This window comes from Mycobacterium sp. 852002-51971_SCH5477799-a, assembly GCF_001667145.1.
Classification (GTDB): Bacteria; Actinomycetota; Actinomycetes; order Mycobacteriales; family Mycobacteriaceae; genus Mycobacterium.
Genome location: NZ_LZIF01000044.1, coordinates 1 through 23,496, shown reverse-complemented (window position 1 = coordinate 23,496; position 23,496 = coordinate 1). Strand labels below are relative to the sequence as shown.

At 66.7% G+C, this 23,496-nt stretch carries 22 protein-coding genes; 7 read left to right on the top strand and 15 right to left on the bottom strand.

Annotated features, from left to right (window positions below):
• Window positions 1-2: 2 nt before the first annotated feature.
• The gene (nirD, locus tag A5753_RS04685; protein WP_067123917.1) at window positions 3-371 is read left to right on the top strand and encodes a nitrite reductase small subunit NirD; all 369 of its coding nucleotides are present in this window, start codon (window positions 3-5) and stop codon (window positions 369-371) included.
• A 14-nt stretch (window positions 372-385) separates the two neighbouring features.
• On the opposite strand, the gene A5753_RS04680 is transcribed toward nirD, so the two are convergent.
• The 9 genes from A5753_RS04680 to A5753_RS04640 form a co-directional block, all read right to left on the bottom strand.
• Window positions 386-838, bottom strand: coding sequence for a hypothetical protein (locus tag A5753_RS04680; RefSeq protein ID WP_067123916.1), 453 nt, complete (start codon window positions 836-838; stop codon window positions 386-388).
• A 79-nt stretch (window positions 839-917) separates the two neighbouring features.
• Window positions 918-1,691 (bottom strand): sirohydrochlorin chelatase, encoded by a 774-nt coding sequence (locus A5753_RS04675; RefSeq protein WP_067123915.1) that lies wholly within the window; start codon window positions 1,689-1,691, stop codon window positions 918-920.
• Complete coding sequence (locus tag A5753_RS04670; RefSeq protein ID WP_156655949.1) at window positions 1,682-2,833, bottom strand: uroporphyrinogen-III synthase; 1,152 nt, start codon at window positions 2,831-2,833, stop codon at window positions 1,682-1,684. The genes A5753_RS04675 and A5753_RS04670 overlap by 10 nt, the downstream gene beginning before the upstream one ends.
• An 89-nt stretch (window positions 2,834-2,922) precedes the next feature.
• Window positions 2,923-4,341, bottom strand: coding sequence for a NarK/NasA family nitrate transporter (locus A5753_RS04665; RefSeq protein WP_067123913.1), 1,419 nt, complete (start codon window positions 4,339-4,341; stop codon window positions 2,923-2,925).
• A gap of 444 nt (window positions 4,342-4,785) precedes the next feature.
• Window positions 4,786-5,697, bottom strand: coding sequence for a 5-oxoprolinase/urea amidolyase family protein (locus A5753_RS04660; protein WP_067123911.1), 912 nt, complete (start codon window positions 5,695-5,697; stop codon window positions 4,786-4,788).
• 60 nt (window positions 5,698-5,757) lie between these two features.
• On the bottom strand, window positions 5,758-6,432 hold the full coding sequence (locus A5753_RS04655; protein WP_067123909.1) for an allophanate hydrolase subunit 1: 675 nt from the start codon (window positions 6,430-6,432) through the stop codon (window positions 5,758-5,760).
• Window positions 6,433-6,545: 113 nt separating this feature from the next.
• Entirely contained in the window at window positions 6,546-7,550 is a 1,005-nt protein-coding gene (locus A5753_RS04650) for an ABC transporter substrate-binding protein (protein ID WP_067123907.1), read from the bottom strand.
• Window positions 7,551-7,607: 57 nt separating this feature from the next.
• The gene (locus A5753_RS04645; RefSeq protein ID WP_067124126.1) at window positions 7,608-8,192 is read right to left on the bottom strand and encodes a TetR family transcriptional regulator; all 585 of its coding nucleotides are present in this window, start codon (window positions 8,190-8,192) and stop codon (window positions 7,608-7,610) included.
• A gap of 94 nt (window positions 8,193-8,286) precedes the next feature.
• On the bottom strand, window positions 8,287-9,240 hold the full coding sequence (locus A5753_RS04640) for an alpha/beta fold hydrolase (RefSeq protein WP_067123905.1): 954 nt from the start codon (window positions 9,238-9,240) through the stop codon (window positions 8,287-8,289).
• A 293-nt stretch (window positions 9,241-9,533) separates the two neighbouring features.
• On the opposite strand from A5753_RS04640, the gene A5753_RS04635 reads away from it, so the two are divergent.
• On the top strand, window positions 9,534-10,940 hold the full coding sequence (locus A5753_RS04635; protein ID WP_067123903.1) for a NarK family nitrate/nitrite MFS transporter: 1,407 nt from the start codon (window positions 9,534-9,536) through the stop codon (window positions 10,938-10,940).
• A gap of 14 nt (window positions 10,941-10,954) precedes the next feature.
• On the opposite strand, the gene A5753_RS04630 is transcribed toward A5753_RS04635, so the two are convergent.
• On the bottom strand, window positions 10,955-12,208 hold the full coding sequence (locus tag A5753_RS04630; protein ID WP_067123902.1) for a DNA polymerase domain-containing protein: 1,254 nt from the start codon (window positions 12,206-12,208) through the stop codon (window positions 10,955-10,957).
• A gap of 59 nt (window positions 12,209-12,267) precedes the next feature.
• On the opposite strand from A5753_RS04630, the gene fadD2 reads away from it, so the two are divergent.
• The gene (gene fadD2 / locus A5753_RS04625; protein ID WP_067123901.1) at window positions 12,268-13,947 is read left to right on the top strand and encodes a long-chain-fatty-acid--CoA ligase FadD2; all 1,680 of its coding nucleotides are present in this window, start codon (window positions 12,268-12,270) and stop codon (window positions 13,945-13,947) included.
• 55 nt (window positions 13,948-14,002) lie between these two features.
• On the opposite strand, the gene A5753_RS04620 is transcribed toward fadD2, so the two are convergent.
• From A5753_RS04620 to A5753_RS04605, 4 genes are all read right to left on the bottom strand, one after another.
• Window positions 14,003-14,362: an ATPase gene (locus tag A5753_RS04620; RefSeq protein WP_067124124.1), complete on the bottom strand. Its 360-nt coding sequence runs from the start codon at window positions 14,360-14,362 to the stop codon at window positions 14,003-14,005.
• A 997-nt stretch (window positions 14,363-15,359) separates the two neighbouring features.
• A complete protein-coding gene (locus A5753_RS04615; RefSeq protein WP_067123899.1) occupies window positions 15,360-17,561 on the bottom strand; it encodes an acyl-CoA dehydrogenase in 2,202 nt (733 codons plus the stop codon).
• A 130-nt stretch (window positions 17,562-17,691) separates the two neighbouring features.
• On the bottom strand, window positions 17,692-18,822 hold the full coding sequence (locus tag A5753_RS04610) for an alpha/beta hydrolase (protein WP_067123897.1): 1,131 nt from the start codon (window positions 18,820-18,822) through the stop codon (window positions 17,692-17,694).
• A 14-nt stretch (window positions 18,823-18,836) separates the two neighbouring features.
• Window positions 18,837-19,427, bottom strand: coding sequence for a TetR/AcrR family transcriptional regulator (locus A5753_RS04605; protein WP_197694585.1), 591 nt, complete (start codon window positions 19,425-19,427; stop codon window positions 18,837-18,839).
• A gap of 141 nt (window positions 19,428-19,568) precedes the next feature.
• On the opposite strand from A5753_RS04605, the gene A5753_RS04600 reads away from it, so the two are divergent.
• Both A5753_RS04600 and A5753_RS04595 read left to right on the top strand, forming a co-directional pair.
• Window positions 19,569-20,150, top strand: coding sequence for a VOC family protein (locus A5753_RS04600; RefSeq protein WP_067123894.1), 582 nt, complete (start codon window positions 19,569-19,571; stop codon window positions 20,148-20,150).
• A gap of 30 nt (window positions 20,151-20,180) precedes the next feature.
• Window positions 20,181-20,729 carry a hypothetical protein gene (locus A5753_RS04595; RefSeq protein ID WP_067123892.1) on the top strand — a complete coding sequence of 183 codons (549 nt, stop codon included), beginning with the start codon at window positions 20,181-20,183 and terminating at the stop codon, window positions 20,727-20,729.
• A 42-nt stretch (window positions 20,730-20,771) separates the two neighbouring features.
• Here the strand turns inward: A5753_RS04595 and A5753_RS04590 are convergent, their stop codons facing one another.
• Window positions 20,772-21,425: a TetR/AcrR family transcriptional regulator gene (locus A5753_RS04590; protein WP_369829291.1), complete on the bottom strand. Its 654-nt coding sequence runs from the start codon at window positions 21,423-21,425 to the stop codon at window positions 20,772-20,774.
• Between the two features lie 92 nt (window positions 21,426-21,517).
• Between A5753_RS04590 and A5753_RS04585 the strand changes: the two genes are divergently transcribed.
• Both A5753_RS04585 and A5753_RS04580 read left to right on the top strand, forming a co-directional pair.
• Window positions 21,518-22,426, top strand: a complete 909-nt coding sequence (locus A5753_RS04585) for an oxygenase MpaB family protein (protein ID WP_067123888.1) — start codon at window positions 21,518-21,520, stop codon at window positions 22,424-22,426.
• A gap of 94 nt (window positions 22,427-22,520) precedes the next feature.
• Window positions 22,521-23,496 (top strand): PPE family protein (locus tag A5753_RS04580; protein ID WP_156655943.1); only part of this gene is annotated, 976 nt, incomplete at its 3' end.

The window sequence follows — 23,496 nt, the reverse complement described above, 5'->3', positions numbered from 1 at the left end:
TCATGACACTTCTCAACGACATTGCGGTGTGGACCAGCGCGTGCGCGTACGAGCACCTCATCCCGGGCCGCGGCGTCGGCGTGCTGCTCGATGACGGTTCCCAGGCGGCGTTGTTCCGGCTCGACGACGGCTCGGTGTACGCGGTGGGCAACGTCGACCCGTTCTCCGGGGCCGCGGTGCTTTCCCGCGGAATCGTGGGTGACCGCGACGGCTGCGTCACGGTTCAGTCGCCCATCTTGAAGCAGGCGTTCTCGCTCGAAGACGGTTCCTGCCTGGATGATCCGACCGTTTCGGTGCCGGTGTACCCGGTGCGGATCACCGAGGACGGCTACGTTCAGGTCGCGCGCGACTACCAGCCGCGGGCCGCCTGAGCCCGACCGCCGGTTCAGCGGGTGATGTCGCCGACAAGGTAGCGTTGCATCGTCGGCCCGATCGCGTCGACGAGAGCGTCCACCGGCATGGAGTGCAGCGGCTCGGATCGGATGCCGTAGCGCATGATCCCCAGGCCCACCAACTGCGAGGCGCACAACGAGGCCCGCAGGGCCGCCTTGTCGGCGCCCAGAACCTTCAGCAATGGGCCGAAGACGGGGCCGATGAACATGCCCTGCACTATCTCGGCGGTCTTCGCCATGCCCGTCGACGCGACGGCACTGGCCGCAAACGGGCCGCCGCCGGCGGCGTCCCACGTCGTGATCAGCATGCGCAGGGTGCGCCGGCCCACCTGGTTGGCCCCGCCGGTGACGATCCGGTCGATGAATTCCGGTGTGCCGAAAGGCAACCGCAGCATCTTGGCGACCGGGTCGAGGATCCCATGCGACTGCTCTTCGCGACGGGGCATGGTGCCAGGATCGCCCGTCTGCGACCAAAGATCAAGGAACGACGGGCACCGGCGCGCCTCGACGGCAGGCGATTTCCCGCTAGGAGGCCGAAAGTGCCGAGCGGCCGTGGCCCGGCTGATGCGGGCTCGAACGGCGCGACGCGTGCCGGGCGGTGGCGGCGAGGACCGGCGGCAGGGCCCGGCGAAATCGGTTCGCGACCAGGCGCGCCAGCCCGGGATGGGTGCCCAGCGGCTCGCTGACCAGGTCGGCACCGCAGCCGTGCAGCCGTTGTTGGAACAGGCCGTCGGCCAGTAGATATGAGGCGACCACGACACGTCCGCCGGTGCGGCGCGCCCGGACCCGTGCCCGATCTACGGCCTCGGGCACCGGCGGATCACCGGTGGCCGCGAACGCCAGGCTCACCCGGGATCCGGTGAGCGCCGACAGCAGCGTCGCGGTGGTGTGCAGGTCGGCGCGGGCTTTGTCGTCCGATGTTCCCGCTGCGGCCAGGATCACCAAATCACCCGGCCGCCAACCGCATTTGGCCAGCTGATCGCCGACGATCCGCGCAATCTGACCGCTCGGACCCAACGCGGGGGTGACGATCACGTTCGGGTGTCCACTGACCTCGACGTGTGAGGGAAGGTCGGCCCGCACGTGGTATCCGCGCGCCAGGAAGGCCGGCACCACGATCGCGGGGCGTTCGGCGGCCTTCACGGATGCCAGCACTTCGCTGGGAGTAGGGCCCACCACGTCCACAAAGGCAACGTCCACCGCGCTGCGGACGAGCGTACTCACCTGTGCCGCAAGGTCTTCGATCATCGCCACCCCATCCGGCCTGCGGGTGCCGTGGGCTACCAGGATCAAGGCCATGAGGACTCTCCCGGATGCTCGATCGCGAGTCGGTAACCGCGCTTGACCACCGTCGCGATGATGTTCTTGTCGCCCAGCGCCGTTCGCAACCGCAGCACTGCGGTATCGACGGCGTGCGGGTCGTTGCTGTTGCCGGGAAGTACGCGTAGCAAGTCGTTGCGCGCGACGACATCGCCGGGACGTTGCGCCAGCGCGCGCAGGGTCGCCATGCTCGATCCCGACAGCGACTGCACCGAGCCGTCAACCAGCACGCAGGTTCCGCGGATCTCGATGTCGTGCCCGGCCGCGCGGATGGCGCACGACCGCAGGGGCGGGAGCTCCTGGGCGATGTGGCGGGCCAACGCGCCCAACCGCATTCGTTCGGGCGACGACGTCGGAATTCCCGCGCGGATCAACGGCTGCGCGGTGACCGGGCCTACGCACATCGCGTGCACATCGCTGCGAAGCGCTTGCAGCAGTTGATCTTCGATGCCCAAGTCGCGGCTGCGTTCCAGCAGCGCGGCACCGGCTGGTGCCGAGGTGAAGGTCACCGCATCGAACTGCCGGCGCGCGACCGAGGCGACCAGTTGGTCGAAGTCGCCGCCGGACGGCGTCGGCTTCCAGCGGTATACGTGGATGGGCACCGCCTGCGCGCCCGCCGCTCGCAATCCATTGATGAACTCCGGGAACGGATCCCATCCGTCGGCCGCGCCGTGCAGCTGGACGGCGATGCGCTTACCGGCGACGTCCGACTCGAGGAGATACCGCAGGACTTCGCGCGACGACTCGGATTTCGGTGACCACTCCTCGTGCAGCCCGGCGGCGCGCAACGCGCCGGTCGCCTTTGGGCCCCGGGCCACGATCCGCGATTTGGCAAGCGACGCCAGCAGTTGGGTTGCCAGCCCCCAGCCGTCGGCCGCGGCGACCCAGCCGCGGAAGCCTATACCGGTGTGCGCCACCAAGATATCGGGTGGTTCGGCGATCACGGCTTCGGTGTGGCTCTGCAAGTCGGCGTCTTCGGGCAGCGCGATGATGTTGATGGCCGCGGCGCTGGAAACCTCCGCGCCGTTGCGGCGCAGCAGCGCGCACAGCTCCTCGGCGCGGTTCGCCGACGTGACGGCGATCCGGTAGCCGGTCAGCGGCGCGGAGTCTGGTGGGGCCAGTGGAGGGGCCATATGAACTGTGTATGCCTGCGACGTTTCGGTTGCGTTACCGGTCAATTGCTGCGGCATTGCCCGCGTTGCGAGTCCGCTCACACGCGGGCGGCCTCGGTTTGCGGCGCCGACCCGGACAAGCCCGGGGCCGACGCGGGCCGGCGCACGTAGACTGTCCAGGTCATGATCGCCGCCACGATGTACGAGGTCAGAAACACCCAGTAGGCAGACGTTTCCGTGCCGGTGCTCAGATAGGACTGGCGCAGCGCCAGGTTGATTCCCACGCCGCCGAACGCCCCGACGGCCGAACAGATGCCGATCAGCGATCCCGACATGGCGCGGGCCCAATGACGTCGCTCGTCCTCGCTCGTGTCCAGCGACCGACTGCGCGCCTCATAGACCGAGGGAATCAGCTTGAAGACCGAGCCGTTGCCCATGCCGGACAGGATGAACAGCACCATGAAGCCGGTGAGGTAGCCGATCATGCTGGCGGAGTGCGCCTCGGCGTGGTGATCGTCCAGGGTGCTGACGGTGACCAGAAGCCCGGCGCCCAAGGTCATGCCGGCCAGCACGCCGAGGGTGACGCGGCTGCCGCCGAGGCGGTCGGACAGCCGGCCACCGTAGATGCGCGCCAGCGAACCCAGCAGAGGACCGATGAAGGCCACCTGCGCGGCGTGCAGCGCCGCATGTTTCGGGCTTTCCCCGCTTTGCGCGAAGTTGACCTGCATCACCTGCCCGAAGGCGAAGGAGAAGCCGATCCAGGAGCCGAAGGTGGCGATGTAGAGCAGCGAGATCACATGGGTGTCGCGCTCGAACAGGATCGAGCGCATGGTGCTCAGCCGGGTGCCGTGGTGGATATTGTCCATGGACAGCGCGGCCGCGATGCCGACGACGGTCAGCAACACCAGGTACACCGCGCACACCCAGTACGGCGCCTCGTGCCCGGCGGTGGCGAGCACCAGCAGGCCGACCAGCTGGATCACCGAAACCCCTACGTTGGCGACGCCGGCGTTGACGGCCAGCGCGCCGCCCTTGAGCCGCTGCGGGTAAAAGGCGTTGACGTTGGCCAGCGAGGCCGCGTAATTGCCGCCGCCCAGCCCGGTCATGGCCGCGCACAGCACGAACGGCCACAGGGGCAGACCGGGATTGGCTAGCAACACAATCGTGCCGGCGGTCGGGATCAGCAACACGAAGGCCGAGAACGTCGTCCAGTTGCGGCCACCGAAGGCGGCGATGCCCAACGTGTAGGGGATCCGGGCGCAACCACCGACCAGGGTCGCGACCGCGCCCAGCAACAGCTTGTCGCCGGCGGAGAAGCCGTAGACGGAGCCCGGCATGAACAGCGCCATCACGGGCCACAGGGTCCAGATCGAAAACGCCACGTGGTCACCGGCAATGGTGCACAGCAGGTTGCGCCGGGCGACCTTCTGGTTGCCGGCCTCCCAGGCCGCCGTGTCTTCCGGATTCCAGTCCGCGATGCGCCGGTTGCGGCGCCGCCGATCTTCGCCACCTTTCATGACGTTCACGCTCGCCCGCCCATCGTAGAAATCGACTGTGTGCCAAGGAGTCCAAACCGGTTGGCGTGCATACAGATCCCTCTCGTCAGGTCCCACGTATCACCGCATCCGGCCGACGCAGCAGGGTCACCGCGCTCGCCCGGTATCGGGAGAGCTGTCGGGGGCCGGCTTTCGACGCTTGGGCGCCCGGAATCGCGGGGCATGCCCTGCCGTATGGTCCGATGCTCACATTTGGACGCGAACGGGTCAACCGGAGCGGGCCGTTATCGGCTGTTAGTTGCTTACCAGTTATCTGGTAGATCGCTGAGGGCGGTCAGCGCGCGAGCGTGCGGTCCATCCAGCCTGAATCGGCACCGCCAGCAAGTGATTTCACGCATAGGCACTGCCCCGTGTGAGGTGGAATACAGTGCCGTTCCGATGCCGAGGATGCCCGCACGAATTGCGTTAGGAGAAAGGCCAACTCGCGGCACCGGATTGGGCTCCCACCAAAGCCCTGGGTCGCGCCCAGTGCAGTCGCACCGTTTGGCCGGGCCGCACCTGGGCGACCTTGTCGACGTCCTCGTCGACCACCACGCCGATCACGGGGTAGCCGCCGGTTACCGGATGATCGGGACCCAGGATCACCGGTAAACCGTTGGGCGGCACCTGGATTGCGCCACGCGTGGCTCCCTCGCTGGGCAGCTGCCGGTCCGGGTAGCAGTGCTGCAGGGGCCGGCCGGTCAGCCGCATCCCCACCCGGTCGCTGCGATCGGATGCGACCCAATCGGTGTGCACCAGCGCGTCGGGGTCGATGAACCATTCGTCGCGCGGCCCCGGCACCACCAACAGCTCGACGGCATGTGTGCTGATGGCCGCCACCGGAGCCTGGTCCAGTTCCGGATAGGCGTCGGTGTGCTCGCCGATCGGCAGCCGGTCGCCGGCCCGCAGCGGCGACGGGCCGATCGCCGACATCACGTCATAGCTGCGCGAGCCCAGCACCGGCTCCACGCTGATGCCGCCGCGGACCGCCAGGTAGCTGCGCAGCCCGGCGCCGGGGGTACCCAGCGAGATCACCTCGCCGTGACGCACATGATGAATGCTGTTGGTGCCGAACTTGATTCCGTTGACGGTGGGGTCGGCGTCCGCACCCGTCACCGCGATGTCGACGTCGCCGCCGGACACCCTGGCCGCGAAACCGCCGAACGTCACCTCCACCGTCGCGCGGTCGTCGGGGTTGGCCACCAGCCGGTTGGCCAGCCGGTGCGCGCGCCGATCGGCGGCCCCGGACCGGCTCACCCCCATGTGGGCCAGTCCCGGTCGGCCGAGGTCTTGGACGACGGCGAGCGGACCGGTACGGAGGATCTCCAGGATTGGCACGGCTATCTCCTTAGCTATGGTCGCGACCCGCTTCGCGCGGCCGCGCCGCGCTCGCGACGACTAGACTGCCTGGAACTGAACCCACATGCCCTGCGTCAACAACGCAGGGTTCGGGCGCCGCAGATCCCACAGCGCGGCGTCGGTGCGGCCGATGAGTTGCCAGCCACCGGGGGACTGGCGCGGATACACGGCGCTGAATTCACCGGCCAGGCCCACGGAGCCGGCCGGCACCGAGGTCCTCGGCTCCGGGCGGCGCGGCACCCGCAGCCGCGGGTCGCCGTCGACCAGATAGGCGAAACCTGGTGCGAATCCGCTGAATCCGACCCGCCACGGCGTGGCGGTGTGGGCGTCGATCACCGCCGCGATGCTCAAACCGGTGTGGGCGGCGACCTCGGCGAGGTCGGGACCGTCGTAGACGACCTCGATGACCACGTCGGCGCGGCGCTCCGAGCGGGCGTCCGGGGCGGCGGCCACGCGCATCTTGCGCAGCCGCTGACGGATGACGCCTTGGTAGCGCGGCCCGTCCAGCTTCACCAGCACCGTGCGGGCCGCCGGGACGACGTCGACCACGCCCGGTATCGCCGCGCCGCGCAGCGCGTCCGCCCAAGCCAAAACCTCGGCGGTACTACCGCATTGCACCATCAACGCGCGGTCGCCGTAGTCCACAACGGTGTTGCCGACCAGCTCCGTCGGCAGGTTGTGGGCGAGGTTGCCGCTAAGATCCGTCACGCTCATTACTCGACGGTAACTCCGGGATCGCGGCTTGTGCGAGGGGTAGCGACGGATTTTTCAAGCACTGCCAGAGCTGCCTTAGCAAACGCTCAAACAGCCGCGCCGAGCCCGGGCGGCTAGCCCAGAATCTTGGTCAGCAGCGGGGGCAGTTGGTCGGCGATGACGGGGTAACTCAGCGGCGATGCGAACGCGATCGCGCCGGCCTGGTCCTTGGTGGTGAAGATGTGGCGGTTCTGCGCCGTGGTGAGCGAGCCGGCGACTTCGGGGTCGGCCAGGATCGCCTTCTGATCGTCGGCGCTCTGGGTTGTCCAGATCACCACGTCGGCGGACTCGAGCACCGACTTGATGTGATCGCGCGGAATCACGGCCCGCTGACCGGTGCCGAACGGCTTGATGGTGTCGGAGATGACCAGCCCCAGCTGATTGAGGAAATCCGTCCGCCAGCCCGCCATGGTGGCGGCGACGGTGCCCTGCTCCAGCGCGCCGTGCATCAGCAGCGCCTTCTTGCCGGTCCATTGTTGATTCTTCTTGCCGATGTCGGTGAACTTCTGGTCGACGCCGTCGATCAACGACTTCATCTGGTCGGCCTGGAAGACCGCCTGGCCGATGGTGGCGGCCTGTTCTTTCCACGGTTCGAAGAAGGCGTCGCCGTCCGATTGCGCGACGGTCGGGGCGATCGCGGACAGTTTTTGATATGTGTCGGCGTCCAGGCCGGCGTTCACGGCCACGATCAGATCCGGTTTCATACCGGCGATCTGATCGACGGGAATGCCGTTGTCCAGGTTCAACACCGTCGGTTGCGCCCCGCCGAGTTTGGGCGCGGCCCACGGCCAGACCGCGAAGGGCTGGTCACCGAACCAGTTGGTCACCGCGATCGGCACCACGCCGACCGCGAGCAGGTCGTCCTGCTCGGTGTAGCCGGCGCTGACGACCCGCTTAGGGGGTTCTTTGATGACGGTCTGACCAAACAGGTGCGTGACCGTCACCGAACCGGGGGTGGCTCCCGGAGCCTGTTGGCGTGACGAGCATCCCGAGGAGAACGCGGTTACGCCGCCGATCGCGGCAACCCCGGCAGCCCCTGCGAGCTGCAAGAATCCCCGTCGATTCCATCCCTGTCGCATCGTGTGAGAGTATCGCGTTCCTCCCGCACAGATGCATCGCCGCGCGGTTGAGACCCTTCAGCCCAGCGGCATGCCGGCGTCCATGAAATCCAGGGCGCGATAGATCGTGTCGGCGGTCTTCGGCGCGCCGTCGAATGCGGCCATCATAGCACCCGTCAACGCCCCCGCGAACACTCGGACTTCGAAATCGTCTGCGGCACGGCCGATCCGGTGCGCGATCGCCTCGGCGGCGACGGTCACGGTGCGGTAGTACTCGTCATACATCGCCGCCTTGAGTTCGGGTATGGAGAACATCAGACGCTGCCGGGTGCTCTCGAACTCCAACTGGTCGTCGGGCAGCTGCGCGATGACGGCTTCGTAGGCCCGGCGGAAGGCCTGCGCCGGAGACAGGTTGGGTGGCTGGGCCTTCAGCGCGTCGAGGATCAGCGGGTCCAGGTCGTCGGCCAGTAGCAGCGACTCCTTGGACGGGAAGTAGCGGAAGAAGGTGCTCGGCGACACGTCGGCCGCCTCGGCGATCTGTTCCACCGTGGTAGCGGCGTACCCGTTCTGCTCGATGAGGCGAAACGCCTCGCGCCTGATGGCGCGGCGGGTTTTGATCTTTTTGCGCTCCCGTAGGCCCAGGGGAGCCTCAGTCACCTGCATGCGCCGATTGTCGCGCATCGGCCGCTCGCCGTGGGGTAGCGGCGTCGCGGAAGTGAGCAGTCGCAAGCGGGTGACAACACCTCTGGAGCTCGTGTTACCGGTCTAGCTGCGCTTGAACGGTTTCATCGGGTCGCGGCGCTGCGGTGGCCGCCGCCTTAGTGGCGAATTCGACTGCCGCGCGCACGGCCTTGGGGTTGCGCAGGATCCGGTAGTGCGCGAGGCGCCCAAGGCCGTGCGTGGCGGTCAGGCTTGCCCCCGGCCACGTTGACGCCAAGTCCTGGCTCATCGCAAAGGGGCTGTCAGGGTCGTCGGGGTCGTGCAGGATCAGCAGTGGAGGCGGATCGTCGATGCGCGACGCCAGATGTGTCAGGTCGGAATGCAGCAACGGGAATCCCAGTCGGCGGTCGAGTCGCCGGTGCAGAGCGTCGCGGATGCGCGGGCCGAAGCCGTGCCGCTGCGCGAACCAGTCGAGGTAGTACGCAAACCCGCCCATCGGTGCCAGGAAGACCAGCCGCTCGGCGGGTGCGCCCCAGGACAGCGCCAATGCGGTGGCCTTGGCGCCCAGCGAGTGCGCAATGATCGCGTGCGCAGGCCCGTAAGCGTCCACCATGGCTTTCACCGCTTGGGCACATTCGCCGATCGTCGTGCGGCCGGGCGCCAATCCGCCGGGGTCGGATTCCTGGTGGCTGGGGAGGTCGAAGGCAATCACGTGATGGCCGGCCGCCACCAGGGGTTTGACGAAGACTCCGAGGTGTGCACGGCATCCGCCCCAGCCGTGGATCAGGTACACCGGCGGTCCCTGGCCCCAGGCTTCGCCGACGAGTTTGTGACCGGACCATGACGCTTCCACCGGTTGACTCGCGCCCACGCCGGGCGGCATGCGTGCCGACGTCGTCTCGGGCGGTGTGCACCACAGTTCGATCGCCCAGCGGGCACCCAGTCGAGGGGCCGTGCGCTCCAGCATGCTGAATGCCCTGCGCACGCGGGGTGAGACGGGGGGTTCTAGACCCGACCCTTCGCCCGCGCGCGGGGCATCGACATCGCTCATGAACGCAGTTCCTATCCGGGCCTCGGCAACATTGAGGTGCTCAGCAGGCCGCCTCCGGCACAGTCATAGTGTCGTGGTCGAGATCGCTGGGGACTCCGCGGGTGGTCCTTTCAGCACTCGTCAATCTTCCCTGCGTCTCGACAGTTGCGTTGCAGAGTTCTGACAAACGGGGACGGGCCGTTGCGATCTCTGCGTATCGCCCACGTAACTGTGCACACCCCGACCGGTAACAGTGCGTCTTTAGCGTCGAGTCGTCACTGCCCGCGCCCCATTCAACTCAGGAGTCCCACCAGATGACCACGACCATCAGCCCCGTAACGCAGCCCGCGCCTACGCGCGAGCGTCATGCGGGACGGCACTGGATCGATGACTGGCGGCCCGAAGATCCCGAATTCTGGGAGACGACCGGCAAGCCGATCGCTCGCCGGAACCTGATCTTCTCGATCTTCGCCGAGCACGTCGGGTTCAGCGTGTGGATGTTGTGGAGCATCGTGGTCGTCCACATGACCGCGATCGGCGGTTCCGGGCACCCCGCCGCGTCCGGCTGGGCCTTGACCGCGAGCCAGGCTCTTTTCCTGGTCGCCGTCCCCAGCGGCGTCGGCGCGTTCCTGAGATTGCCTTACACCTTCGCGGTTCCGCTGTTCGGCGGCCGCAACTGGACGACGATCTCGGCGGCGCTGCTGTTGATCCCGTGCCTGCTGCTGGCCTGGGCGGTGAGCCATCCCGGACTACCGTTCGGCGCCCTGGTGGCGATCGCCGCGACCGCCGGTTTCGGCGGCGGCAACTTCGCCTCGTCGATGGCCAACATCTCGTTCTTCTACCCGGAGAAAGACAAGGGCTGGGCGCTAGGCCTGAACGCGGCGGGCGGCAACATCGGTGTGGCGGTGGTGCAGAAGATCATTCCTCCCATCGTCATCGCCGGTGGTGGGGTGGCGCTGTCGCGCGCCGGGTTGTTCTACGTGCCGCTGGCTGTGGTGGCCGCCGTCTGCGCGTTCCTGTTCATGAACAACCTCACCGAGGCCTCCAAAACCGGGGGAGCCGACGTGCGGCCGGTGCTGGAGTCGCTGCGGCACCCCGACACCTGGATCATGTCGCTGCTCTACATCGGCACCTTCGGGTCGTTCATCGGCTACTCGGCGGCCTTCCCGACCCTGCTCAAGACGGTTTTCGGGCGCGGTGACATCGCCGTGGCGTGGGCCTTCCTAGGTGCGGGTATCGGATCGGTGATCCGGCCGCTGGGCGGCAAGCTGGCCGACCGGATCGGCGGCGCCCGCATCACCGCCGCCAGCTTCGTCATGCTCGCGATCGGGGCGGCGGCCGCGCTGTGGTCGGTGCGGGCGGTCAACCTGCCGGCCTTTTTCGCCAGCTTCATGTTTTTGTTCGTGGCGACGGGTATCGGTAACGGCTCGACCTACCGGATGATCTCGCGGATCTACAAAATCAAGGGCGAGCTGGCCGGCGGCGAGCCCGACACCATGGTGGGCATGCGCCGCCAGGCTGCCGGGGCGCTGGGCGTCATCTCGGCGGTGGGTGCCTTCGGCGGGTTCGTGGTTCCGCTGGCGTACTCGTGGTCGAAGTCGCAATTCGGCAGCATCGAACCGGCGCTGCGGTTCTACATCGTGTTCTTCCTCGGCCTGCTCGGCGTCACGTGGTATTGCTACCTGCGCAAACACAACGCGGTTACACGGGTGGGGATCTAGGCGAGGACCAAGCGTCAGCTCGACGGCTTCTGCTTCCCGCCGTATCCGTCCCAAGGGTTGTAGTCGGCGATCAGCCCTTCCTGGGGTGGCCGTTCGTCTTCGGGAACGTGCTGCAGGTTGATTCGGATTCGGTACCAGATCGAACTGGGCCCGCGCATCCCGTCGACCAGGACATCGACCGGCTCCAGTCGGCGGGCCACCGCGGGATAGCGGCCGCGCCAGACGTCCAGCGCCGCCAGCGCCTCGTCCTTGGTCTTCGTGCGCGCGATCTCGATCAGCGGCATTGAAGATTGCCGCCTGCCGTCGGTGCGCTTGCCCGACCCTTTCGGAGCGCGTTCGGGCGGTCCCATCTCCTCGGCCAGCACCAGCAGCCGGTCGAGCTCGCCGACGGCGTCGTTCATTGCCGCCCACGGGTCGCCCAGTTCGGCAAACCGATCGGGCACGGTGTCGATGGTGAATGCCGCGGGGTCGCAGCTGGGGACCTCGTCCCACCGCAGCGGGGTCGAGACACGGGCATCGGGAGTCGCCCGCACCGAGTACGCCGACGCGACCGTGCGGTCCTTCGCGTTTTGATTGAAGTCGACGAACACCCCTTCGCGTTCTTCCTTCCACCAGCGGCTGGTCGCCGCCTCGGGCAGGCGACGCTCGACTTCGCGGGCGATGGTCTGCGCGGCCCGCCGCACCTGGCGGAACTCCCAGCGCGGGGCGATGCGGGCGTAGATGTGGAAGCCGCGCGATCCCGATGTTTTCGGCCACGCCGTCAGGCCGTAATCCTCCAGCACCTCCCGGGCCACCAGCGCGACGTCGACGATGCGCCGCCAAGGCACCCCGGGCATCGGATCCAAGTCCACCCGCAGTTCGTCGGGGTGATCCAGGTCGTCGGCGAGTACCGGGTGGGGGTTCAGGTCGACGCACCCCAGGTTGACCGCCCAGGCCAGTCCCGCCGCATCGTGGATCACCGCCTCGGCGGCGGAAGTGCCTCGGGCGTAACGCAATTCGGCAACGTCGACCCAGTCCGGCCGGTTGACCGGCGCCCGTTTCTGGAAGACGGCTTCCTCGGCGATGCCCTTGACGAAGCGCTTGAGGATCATCGGTCGATCCGCAACGCCGCGCAGGGCCCCGTCGGCGACGGACAGGTAATAGCGGACCAGGTCGAGCTTGGTGTACGGACCCGAGCCGCGGTGCGCTTCGAACATGACCTTGTCCGGATGGGTGATGGTGACCTCGCGCCCGGCCACCTGTAGCGAAACCGGACCCATGTTCATCATCGTAAGTCGGTGGGTACTTACCCCTCATAATGCGACGGACGTCACATAGGGTGGGATCCATGCCTAATCTGATCGGCCTGCCTGGGCAGGCGGTTTCCAAGGTTCAGCAATATGCGGAGCGTGGTTTAGCGGAGCTGCACTATGTCCGCAAAATTCTCGAAGCCGGAGGCTTTCCGCTGGAGCCTCCCCAGAACCTTGCCGCGATGGTGGGCGACATCCGCAAATGGGGCGAGATCGGGATGCTTCCCGCCATGCACGCCCGGCGCAGCCCGGACAAGGTAGCCATCATCGACGATGACGGCGAGTTGACCTGGAAGGAGCTCGACGACGCCGCCAACGCGGTTGCCCATGGCCTGCTGGACAAGGGCGTCAAGGGTGGGGATGGCGTCGCGATCCTGGCCCGCAACAGTCGCTGGTTTGCGATCGCCGAGTTCGGGTGCGCCCGGGTCGGTGCGCGCATCATCCTGTTGAACAGTTCGTTCTCCGGGCCACAGATCAAGGAGGTGTCTGAGCGCGAGGACGCCAAACTGATCATCTACGACGACGAATACTGCGAGGACGTCAGCAAGGCCGACCCGCCACTGGGCAAGCTGCGCGCGCTGGGCACCAACCCCGACTCCGATAAGAAGTCGGGCAGCAAAGACGAGACACTTGCCGACCTGATCGAAGGCAGCAGCGGCAAGCCCGCGCCCAAGGCGGATAAGCATTCGTCGATCATCATCCTGACCAGCGGCACCACCGGCACCCCGAAGGGTGCGAACCGCAGTACGCCGCCGACTCTCGCACCGATCGGCGGCATCCTGTCGCATGTCCCGTTCAAGGCCGGCGAGGTGACGGCGCTTCCCGCGCCGATGTTCCATGCGCTGGGCTTCCTGCACGCCACCATAGGAGCGTTCCTGGGCTCGACGCTGGTGCTGCACCGAAAGTTCAAGCCCGACGTGGTGTTGACGGACATCGCGAAGTACAAGACGACCGCAATCGTCGTCGTCCCGGTGATGTTGTCCCGGATGCTGGAAGCCCTGGAGAAGATGGATGAGAAGCCCGATCTGTCTTGCCTGCGAATTGTGTTCGTCTCCGGCTCCGCGTTGAATGCCGATGTGGCCGAACGGGGTCTCAAGGAGCTCGGGGACGTCATCTACAACATGTACGGCTCGACCGAGATCGCATTCGCCACCATCGCCGAGCCCAAGCACTTGAAGTACAACCCGTCCACGGCCGGACCGGTTGTCAAAGGTGTCAAGATCAAGATCTACGACGACAACGGCAAGGAGCTGCCTCAGGGCGAGGTCGGCCGGATCTTCGTCGGCAACGCCTTCCCGTTTGAGGGCTACACCGGCGGCGGCAAGAAGCAGATCATCGATGGGCTGTTGTCCTCGGGCGACGTGGGTTACTTCGACGAAAACGACCTGCTCTTCATCAGCGGCCGCGACGACGAGATGATCGTGTCCGGGGGCGAGAACGTGTTCCCAGCCGAAGTCGAGGATTGCCTCAGCGGGCATCCCGAGGTGGTGGAGGCCACCGCCCTCGGTGTTGAAGACAAGGAGTGGGGTCACCGCCTGCGCGCCTTCGTGGTCAAGAAGGACGGCTCCGATGTCGACGAGGACACCCTCAAGAAGCACGTGAAGGACCAGTTGGCCAAGTACAAGGTGCCGCGCGAAGTGATCTTCCTCGACGAACTGCCGCGCAACCCGACGGGCAAGATCCTCAAGCGCGAGTTGCGCGAAATGGACGTCGATTAATTCATTCTGGCTGGCGGGCCCGGCCTGGCTGGCGGGCCCGGCGTGGTTCGCGGGGTCAGCGGCGGTCTTTGATGGCGCGGGTGATCTGCGCCGTCAGTTTGGGGTCGACCAGTAGTTGGTCGATCAGCGCGGTGAGCACCTCTTGCCCGGTCACCCGGGCGACTCCCAGCCGGTCGGCGGCTTCACGCTGCCAGATGTCGAGAGCACGATGGGTGGGTGCCGGCAGGTCGACGGTTCGACGCGTTCGTTGGGTGCGTCCCTGCTGGGCGGCCGGCGGCGGACTCGCGATCCGCGGGCCGCCGTGCCCGAGGCTGAGCCGCTCGGTGGGGGCGGCGTCTCCGGAGGGCCCGTTGGCCGACTTGGGCGCGCGAAAGGCTCCGACGCTGGGTCCGTTCTGGCTGCTGTTGAAGTTCACTTCGGTGTCTTCCTCCGTGAGTGCCAATCAGTAAATCAGCGCTCGGTGCCATTGTGTCAATACTGATTCTGTCACCGCCGCCAGCGTAAGTCCCGCCGCCGGGCCGCCCGCGTCCCCCGTCTGGGTGCCGCACGGCCGGGGACGCAGTTGCGGAGGGCGGCGGCGCCTCAGCGCCGCAGGTCGTGGCGCAAATCATGAAAGTAGCTGTCTGGTCGGAAATGGTTAAGTCGGCGTACTCAACGGCGCGGCGCACTATTTCTCGAAAAAGGCTGTGGGTTCAGGTATCCGCCGATGCGGAAAACCTGATATCAGTAAACGCGCAGTCCGCTCGCCAGTATGTCAGTAGATGCCATTTGAACTGCGTTAATAGGATGACCTGAGCAAAATCTCAGTATTTTGTGAATGCATGAATTGCATAAATGCGGCACAAGAAATGGAGCCAAATAATCGGCATGTCGACGAGAATGTTATCCAATTCACAGCAAGAAAAAAGCAAATTACCCTTGTTTGCCCAGGAATGTGCATCTACCGTTTTTGTTAGCGATGCAAGTGGTTGGAAGGAATGGCTTCGATGATCTCCCGGCGATCATTACGCGGCGCGGGCGCAGGCGCCATAGGTGCCGGAGCTGTGGTCGGCGCACTGCTTTTCGGCGGCGCTCCCATGGCTCAGGCTGCCCCTGCGCCCGCACCCACCACGAGCTTCGCCAGTGCTGGGCCGCACAGCGGACCGGGCTTCATCCCCGATCGCCCCGGCGGTCGCGGATGGGGTAGCCATGATGGTCGGGGAAATGGCAATGGGGGGCACGGCAACTGGAGCCGTGGCGGTGGCTACTGGGGCCCCCAGCACTGGTGGAACTGGTGGTGGTAACCACCATCTCCGCGCGGTAACGGCCGTCGCCGACACGCCAACCCTCGGGATGGCCGACCGCGTCCGGGGAACCATGCCGGCCTGACCTAGTCAGGTCGGCATGGCCCTGTTCGGGACCTTTGCGACCCGTTATGGGTCGCGGGGCAGACCCAGCAGCCGTTCGGCGATGATGTTCAGCTGCACCTCGGAGGTACCGCCGTAAATGGTGGTGGCGCGGCTGGCCAACAGGTATTCGCCCCACTTGCCCGGTAACTGGTCGGTGTCGCCGATCGCGGCATCGGTGCCGAACGACGAGACCGCGAACTCGGCGTAACCCTGGCCCGTGCGCATGGACAGCAGTTTGGAGATCGCCGCCGACGGCATGGCGTCCCCGCCGGCCAGCGTCAACAGCGTCGAACGCAGGTTGAGCACCTTGGCCGCATGCCCCTCGGCGATCAATTGGCCCGCCCGATGCTGGGCGATCTGGTCGAAGTGGCCGTCGCGAACGAACTCGACGAACTGGGGCAGGGTCGCCAGGAAGTTGGCGTCGCTGTTGCCGATCGACACCCGCTCCGCGGTCAGCGTGTTACGGCTCACCTCCCAACCCCGGTTGACCTCACCGAGCACGCAGTCGTCCGGCACGAACACGTCGTCGATGTAGACGGTGTTGAACATCGCGTTGCCGGTGAGCTCGCGTAGCGGCGTGACCGTCACGCCTTCGCTGCGCATGTCCAGCAGGAAGTAGGTGATGCCATTGTGTTTCGGGGCGCTGGGGTCCGTCCTGGCCAGCAGCGCGCCCCACTGCGAGAACTGCGCTGCGGTGGTCCAGATTTTCTGGCCGGTGATGCGCCAGCCGCCGTCGGTCCGGGTGGCTTTGGTGGAAAGCCCGGCCAGGTCCGATCCGGCGCCGGGTTCGGAAAACAGTTGACACCAGATCATCTCGCCGCGGAAGGTCGGCGGCAGGAACCGTTGCTGTTGCTCCTCGGTCCCGAACGCGACGATCGACGGAATGATCCATGCGGCGATGCCGACCTGCGGCCGCTTGACCCGCCCGGAGGAGAACTCCTGGGCGATGATGATCTGCTCCACCGGACTGGCGGCCCGGCCCCATGGCTTCGGGAGGTAGGGCAGCACCCAGCCGCCCTCGGCGAGGGCGACCTTGCGCTGCTCACGCTCGATCTCCTTGAGCGCGGCGACTTCGTCCCGGATCTCGGCCCGCAATTTCTCGGTGTCAGGGTCGAGGTCGATGTCCACCGCACGCATGCCGGTGGTGGTCGCGGTGTCGACGACTTTCTGTGGGTAGTCCGAACTGCGGCCGAAGGAGGCGGCCAGCATCAGCGCCCGGCGGTAGTAGACGCCTGCGTCGTGCTCCCAGGTGAAGCCGATCCCGCCGTGCACCTGAATGCAGTCCTGGGCGCATCGTTGGGCCGCCGCCGGCGCCAGCGTCGCCGCCACCGCGGCGGCGAAGTCGACGTGCGAACCCGCTGTGTCCCAACGGTTTTCGCGGGCCTCGTCGATAGCGCGCGCGGCGTCCCAGACGGCCGCGGTGGCCCGCTCGGTGTCGGCGATCATCTCGGCGCATTTGTGCTTGATGGCCTGGAACTGACCGATCGGGCGGCCGAACTGTTCGCGAATCTTGGCGTAGTGAGAGGCCGTGTCGGTGGCCCAGCGGGCCACGCCGATGGCTTCGGCGGACAGCAGCGTGGTCATCAGCGCGTGCGCCGTCGCCATGCTCAGGTTGGTCAGCACGACGTCCTCGCCGACCTCGACGGCGTTGGCCTGCACATCGGCGATGGGGCGCAGCGGGTCCAGGCTTTTCACCGGTTCGATCTCGAGCTGGTCGGCCCGCAGCACGACCCATGCCTCGCCGCTGTCGATCGCAACGGGCAGCACCAGCAGCGAGGCCTGCGCCGCGGCAGGGACCGCCCGGACTTCGCCACGGATCACCAGCGAGTTGCCGTGCCGGGTGGCGGTCAGCGCACAGCAATTCAGGCCGTAGGAGGCGATTTCGGCGCCCGACGCCAGCCCGGAGAGCACTTTCGCGTCCGGATCGTGCGCGGAGATCAGTGCACTGGCGATCGCCGACGGCACGAACGGACCCGGCACCGCCCCGTAACCGAATTCGGCCAGCACGATGGCCAACTCGAGGATGCCGAAGCCCTGCCCGCCGACGGATTCGGCGAGATGAACGCCCTGCAGCCCCTGGTCGGCCGCGGCCTGCCAGTACGGCGGGGGGTTCTCGAGGGGCGTCTCCATGGCCGCGTGCAGCATCTCCGACGGCGCGACGCGCGTCACCAGCGATCGCACGGAATCGGCCAGGTCTTGATGCTCGGGATTTATCGCGATCGGCATTGGTCGCCTTCCGTTGCTGCAGGAGGCCGCGTCGGCCACGTACCTTTCAAGCTAACAACCAGTCGGTTGGTTGACGAGATGGGCCGGGCCGTCCATCGCGCAGGCGCCCCGACCACACGGGCGAGCAGTGTCAGCGCCATCGCTCGCCGATCCATTGCGTGATGATGTCGGCCTGCTCGCTGCGTGCTCCCGGGGTGGTGAAGTAGTGATCGGTGTCCACCGATGCCTGCGTTTTGTCGGTGCTGGCGAGTGCGTCGAAAATGCGTTGAGCGTCCGAGGGAAACACCCCGGTATCGGCATCGGCGTTGATCACCAGTGCGGGACAGGCGATTCGGGCCAGGTGCGGTTCGGCGCGGGTCTGCGCCACCCGCAGGCTCCACATGCTCAGCCAGTTGCGCAGCGTGCAGGCCGCGGCGATTCCGTGCGCCGAGCGGTTCGCCTTCGCCGGGACGCCCGCGTAGCACATGTTGGGCTGCCGTTTGGTGGGCTCGATGCCGCCGTCGACCATGCGGGGATCGGCCCAGGTTCGCATCACGGAAAATGGGCGATCGGAAAACCCCGCCGCGCGAACACGTTTGAGCTCGTTTTCGGCCCAGTCGGTGATCGCGTGATTGCGCGCGGTCTGCGCGCTGCGGTAGCGGACGAGAAACTCCGGTGAGTAGGGTGGGCCGTTGCGCTCGTTGAACAGGTCGAGGTCGGTGTCGGTGGCGACGGGGTCGTTCTCGTCGACGACCGCGGCGTCCATCCAGGCGGTGAGCACCTCGGGGCGCCCGGGATGGGCGGCGGTGGCCACGTAGCCGTCGGCGGGGGGCAATTCGGTCAGCCCGGCCGCGGGACGCATTCCGTCCAGGGGGGTGACGTTCGGTTCGGCGGCCTGCGACTGGTACGCGGCCATCAGCGAGCCGCCACCCGAATTGCCCAACAGCACAACGGTATCCACGCCCTGGACCTCACGCAGCCAGCGCACGCCGACGCCGATGTCGACCAGTGCGTGGTCGAGCAGGAAGCTGCTTTCGAAGCCGCGAAACCTGGTGTTCCAGCCCAGAAACCCGACGCCGCGAGTGGCCATGTAGTCGGCGAGATAGTGCTCGGAGAAGTCGATCTGGTAGTGCGTGGCGATCATCGCCACTTTGGGTTTGCGCCCCACCCCCCGGTGATACAAACCCTGGCACGGGTGTCCGCCCGCTCCCGCCCGTCCCGCGGTGGGCGACGGCAGCCCGACGAATTCGCGGATCACTCCGGCACCGGTACGGCGAGTCAATTCAGCGGTTCTCCTTACGCATAGATCGCTCGGTAGTAGATGTTGGCCAGGGTTTGGATGCAGGCCTGGTCGTCGGGTTCCCCCGCACGGCCCCCACCGAGCTGGATGTAGCAGAACTGGTTGAACATCGCCACGATGGCCTCGGCGAGCAGCCGCGGATCGTCGTCGGGGCAATAGCCCTGGGCCTGGGCGCGTCGGACCGATTCGGCTATGAAAGAAGTTGGTATTTCGCAGATCTCGGCCCAGTATCGGGCGAAGTCGTCGTTGATCATCGCCAGCTGCGACACGCTGATCACCTCGGCGAGCCGATGGCGGTAGGTGTGCCAGTGTGCGGAAGCGGCGGCGTGCGCGCGCTCCCGATCGGACAAACCATGTCCCGTCACCGAGAGCGCGCGCTCGTTGGCCTCGTCGCGGAAGCGCAGCGCCCACTGACGCACCATCGCCTCTTTGGAGTCGTAGTAGTTGTAGAACGACGCCGCCGACCGTCCGGCTTCGGCGGCGATGTCGGCGATGGTCGTGGCCAGGACGCCCTTGCGCGCGATGACGGTTCGGGCGGCCATATCGATGGCGGCCTGCGTGCGCCGGCCCCGAACGGTGGGAAGCATGGTGGGCTGGCCGTCCCGGCCGGCCGGGGTCGCCGCGGTCGACACCTGCGCACCTCCCTGGGCTAAAACTGAAACTGATGTTAGATTCAGATTTGGATCTTGGCCAGGATCGTCAAGCCGGGGACCGAGGGGAGCCACCAGATGATCAAGCCGCACAACACCAACACCGAATTCGAACTCGGCGGGATCAACCATGTCGCCCTGGTGTGTTCGGACATGGCGAAAACCGTGGACTTCTATAGCAATGTCCTCGGCATGCCGCTGATCAAATCGCTGGATCTACCCGGCGGCGCGGGTCAGCATTTCTTCTTCGACGCCGGCAACGGGGACTGCGTCGCCTTCTTCTGGTTCGCCGACGCCGCCGATCGGGTGCCGGGGATCTCGTCGCCGGGTGCCATTCCGGGCATCGGCGACATCACCAGCGCCGTCAGCACCATGAATCATCTGGCCTTCCACGTGCCGCCCGAGAAGTTCGACGCCTACCGCCAACTCCTCAAGGACAAAGGGGTGCGGGTCGGGCCCGTGCTCAATCACGACGAAAGCCCCATGCAGGTGTCCGCGACCGTGCATCCCGGCGTCTACGTGCGCTCGTTCTATTTCCAGGACCCCGACGGCATTACCCTCGAATTCGCCTGCTGGGTAAAGGAATTCGCGATCGACGACGCCCAGGCGGTGCCCAAGACCGCGGCCGACCGCCGACCCCCGGTGGGTGCGGCTCACTGATCCGACCGGGCCGAGCCGGAGGATGGTTTCATGACCGACGGCATTCTGACCGACGCGCAGATCGCGGCGCTCACGCCCCAGCAACGCCGGGATCTGATCACCAGGCTGGAGCAGCCGCTCGGTGACGTGATCGACCCGGAATTTCTGGCGCGAGTGCGGCGCATCCGGTTGAGCCTGATGATCGGTGGCTCCATGGCGATGGTCCCGTGGCTGGGCTATCTGTCGGTGACGCTGCCCGAGAACTACGTCGCGCACAACTGGCCCATCACCTGGATCGGTTTCGACGTGCTGCTAGTCGGGTTCATGCTGACGACGGCGGCGCTCGGGTACTTGCGTCGTCAGCTGCTGGTGCTCGCCGCCTTCACCACCGGGGTCCTGCTGATCTGCGACGCGTGGTTCGACCTGATGACCGCCGGACCCAAAGACATCTGGCTGTCCCTGATCACGGCGCTGCTGATCGAGGTGCCGCTGGCGGTCTTCATGATCACCAGCGCGGTGCGCATCATGCGGCTCACCATGATGCGGTTGTGGCTGCTGCATCCCGGCATGCGGCTCTGGAATCTGCCGCTGTTCCCTTGAATGTTGCGCCCGAGCTCAGCCGAGGGTGAAGTTGCGGTGGCGCTAGGCGTCCGCGCGTGTTTCCATGAGGCGGTACAGGTTTGGTTCGGCGAGCTCGTCGAGCAGCGCCGCCAACTGATCGACGAGCTGATCCGGTTCGAGTTGGACGTCACCGGCCAGCCAGGCGCTGATGGTTTGTCCGACGCCGCCGACCACGAAATGCGCGGCGGCCTTGATGCGTTCGTTCGCCGGAACCTTTAGCGCCTGGCCGACGTGCTGACCGGACAGCATGGCGAACAGCGCGCTGGACTCGACGCGTTTGCGCACGATCACCGGATCGGCCAGCTGCGTGCTGAACACCAGCCGCCCCACGCGTGGGTCTTCGGTGATGGTGCGCACGATGTTGGCCATGCAGGCGCGGGCCTGTTCGGCCGCCGGTGCCGCCGCGACGGCGGCCTGTGTGGTGGCGGCCAGACCGGCGACCACCCAGTCGAAGACCGCGCCGACGAATTCATCCTTGTCGCCAAAGCCTTCGTAGAAGTAGCGCGGCGTCAGCCCGGCTCGGCGGCACACGGCGCGAACCGTCAAGGCGGAGGTGCCTTGTTGCTCGGTTCCCAGTACGTCCAGGCCGGCGTTCAGTAACCGGGCGCGGCGATCGGCCGCCCGCTTGTCGGCCTCGACGCCCCGATACGGACGCTCGCGTGGGGCCTCGGCCATGTGCTCCATCTTGACACCGGCGGCAGCTCGCGGCAATATCAGGAAACGGACGTTATCAGATTTAGCGCGGCCAGTGCCGGGGAGGCTTTTGGATGGCAATTCGAGAGACGATTCACCCGCTCATCCCGCACGTCGAGCGCCCGATGGCGGACTCGCCCCGGCCGTACCCGGCTCGACGGCCCCGCCGAGTGGCGAAGGACTATGGGCTGATGGGTGTGGCGCTGCTTGCCGGCCCGGCCAACGTGATCATGGAGCTGTCGCGCCCCGGCGTCGGCCATGGCGTCGCGGAAAGTCGCGTCGAGAGCGGCCGCATTGACCGCCATCCGATCAAGCGGGCCCGCACCACGTTCACCTATATCGCGGTCGCCAATGGCGGGACCGATGAGCAGAAGGCCGCCTATCGCCGCGCCGTCAACCGGTCGCATGCGGAGGTCTACTCCAGGCCTGGCGACCCGGTGGAGTACAACGCGTTCGATCCTGAGCTGCAATTGTGGGTGGCCGCCTGCATCTACAAGGGCGGGATCGACATCTACCGCACCTTTGTCGGCGAGATGGACGACGAGGACGCCGACCGCATGTACCGCGAGGCGATGACGCTGGGCACCACGTTGCAGGTGCCCCCGGAGATGTGGCCGGCGGATCGGGCAGCCTTCGATCGGTACTGGCAGGAGTCGCTGGCAAAGGTACACATCGACGACACCGTGCGCGAATTCCTGCACCCGATCGCCGTCTCCCGAGTGCGCGGTGTCCGCCTACCGCGCCGGCTGCGGGAACCGATGGAGAACTTCAACCTGCTGATCACCACCGGCTTTCTGCCGCAACGGTTTCGGGACGAGATGCGGTTGCCCTGGGACGCCACCATGCAGCGTCGCTTCGACCGGCTGATGGCGGTGGTAGGCGCGGTGAACCGCAAGCTGCCGCGAATCATCCGGCAGTTCCCGTTCAACCTGATGCTTTGGGACCTGGACCGCAGGATCAAAAAGGGCCGCCCGCTCGTGTAGATGCGGAAGGCGCGCGGCCTCCCGCTAGTTGAAAACGACAATCATATTCATTAGTCTCCTCAGTCTGGTAACCCTTCCAGCCTGAGGAGTGCCTATGACCGCGCCAATTTGGATGGCCTCGCCGCCCGAACTGCATTCCGCGCTGCTCAGCAGCGGCCCCGGACCCGGGCCCTTGCTGGCCGCGGCCGGTGCGTGGTCGCAACTGAGCGCCGAATATGCTTCTGCCGCGGAGGAATTGAGCACGCTGCTGGCGGGAGTCCAAGCCGGGGCGTGGCAGGGGCCCACGAGCGAGTCCTACGCGGTGGCGCACGCGCCGTTCCTGGCCTGGTTGACGAAATCGAGCGCCGACAGCGCCACGGCCGCCAGCCAGCACGAGGTGGCCGCTGCGGCCTACACCGCGGCCTTGACCGCCATGCCCACACTGCCGGAGCTCGCCACCAACCACGCCGTGCACGGAGTCCTGCTGGCGACGAACTTTTTCGGCGTCAACACGATTCCCATCGCCGTCAACGAGGCCGACTATGCGCGAATGTGGACCCAGGCGGCCACCACCATGTCCACCTATCAAGCGGTGTCCACCGCGGCCGTCGCATCGACACCGCAACCCGATCCGGCGCCACCCATCGTGAAATCCGATGCCACGAGCGATGATTCAGCGAGCCCGTTTCACGATCCGAAGATCGACAATCCGCTCAACGACTTCATCGCGCAGATCCTGAAAAACTTCGGGATCGACTGGGACCCTGCCAAGGGCACGGTGAACGGGCTGGACTATGACGCCTACACCAACGCCGGGGACCCCATTTTCTGGGTGGTGCGCGCCCTGGAACTGCTGGAGGATTTCGAGCAGTTCGGCTACTACCTGATGCACAATCCCGCGCTGGCCTTCCAGTACCTGGTCCAGCTGGCATTGTTCGACTGGCCGACGCACATCCTGGAGATCTTCACCAGCATGCCGGAGCTGTTGGCGCCCGCGCTCCTGCTCGCGGCCGCTCCCTTCGGCGCCGTCGGCGGCTTCGCCGGGTTCGCCGGCCTGGCGGCAATGCCCGTCCCCGCGGTCGCCCCGGCAC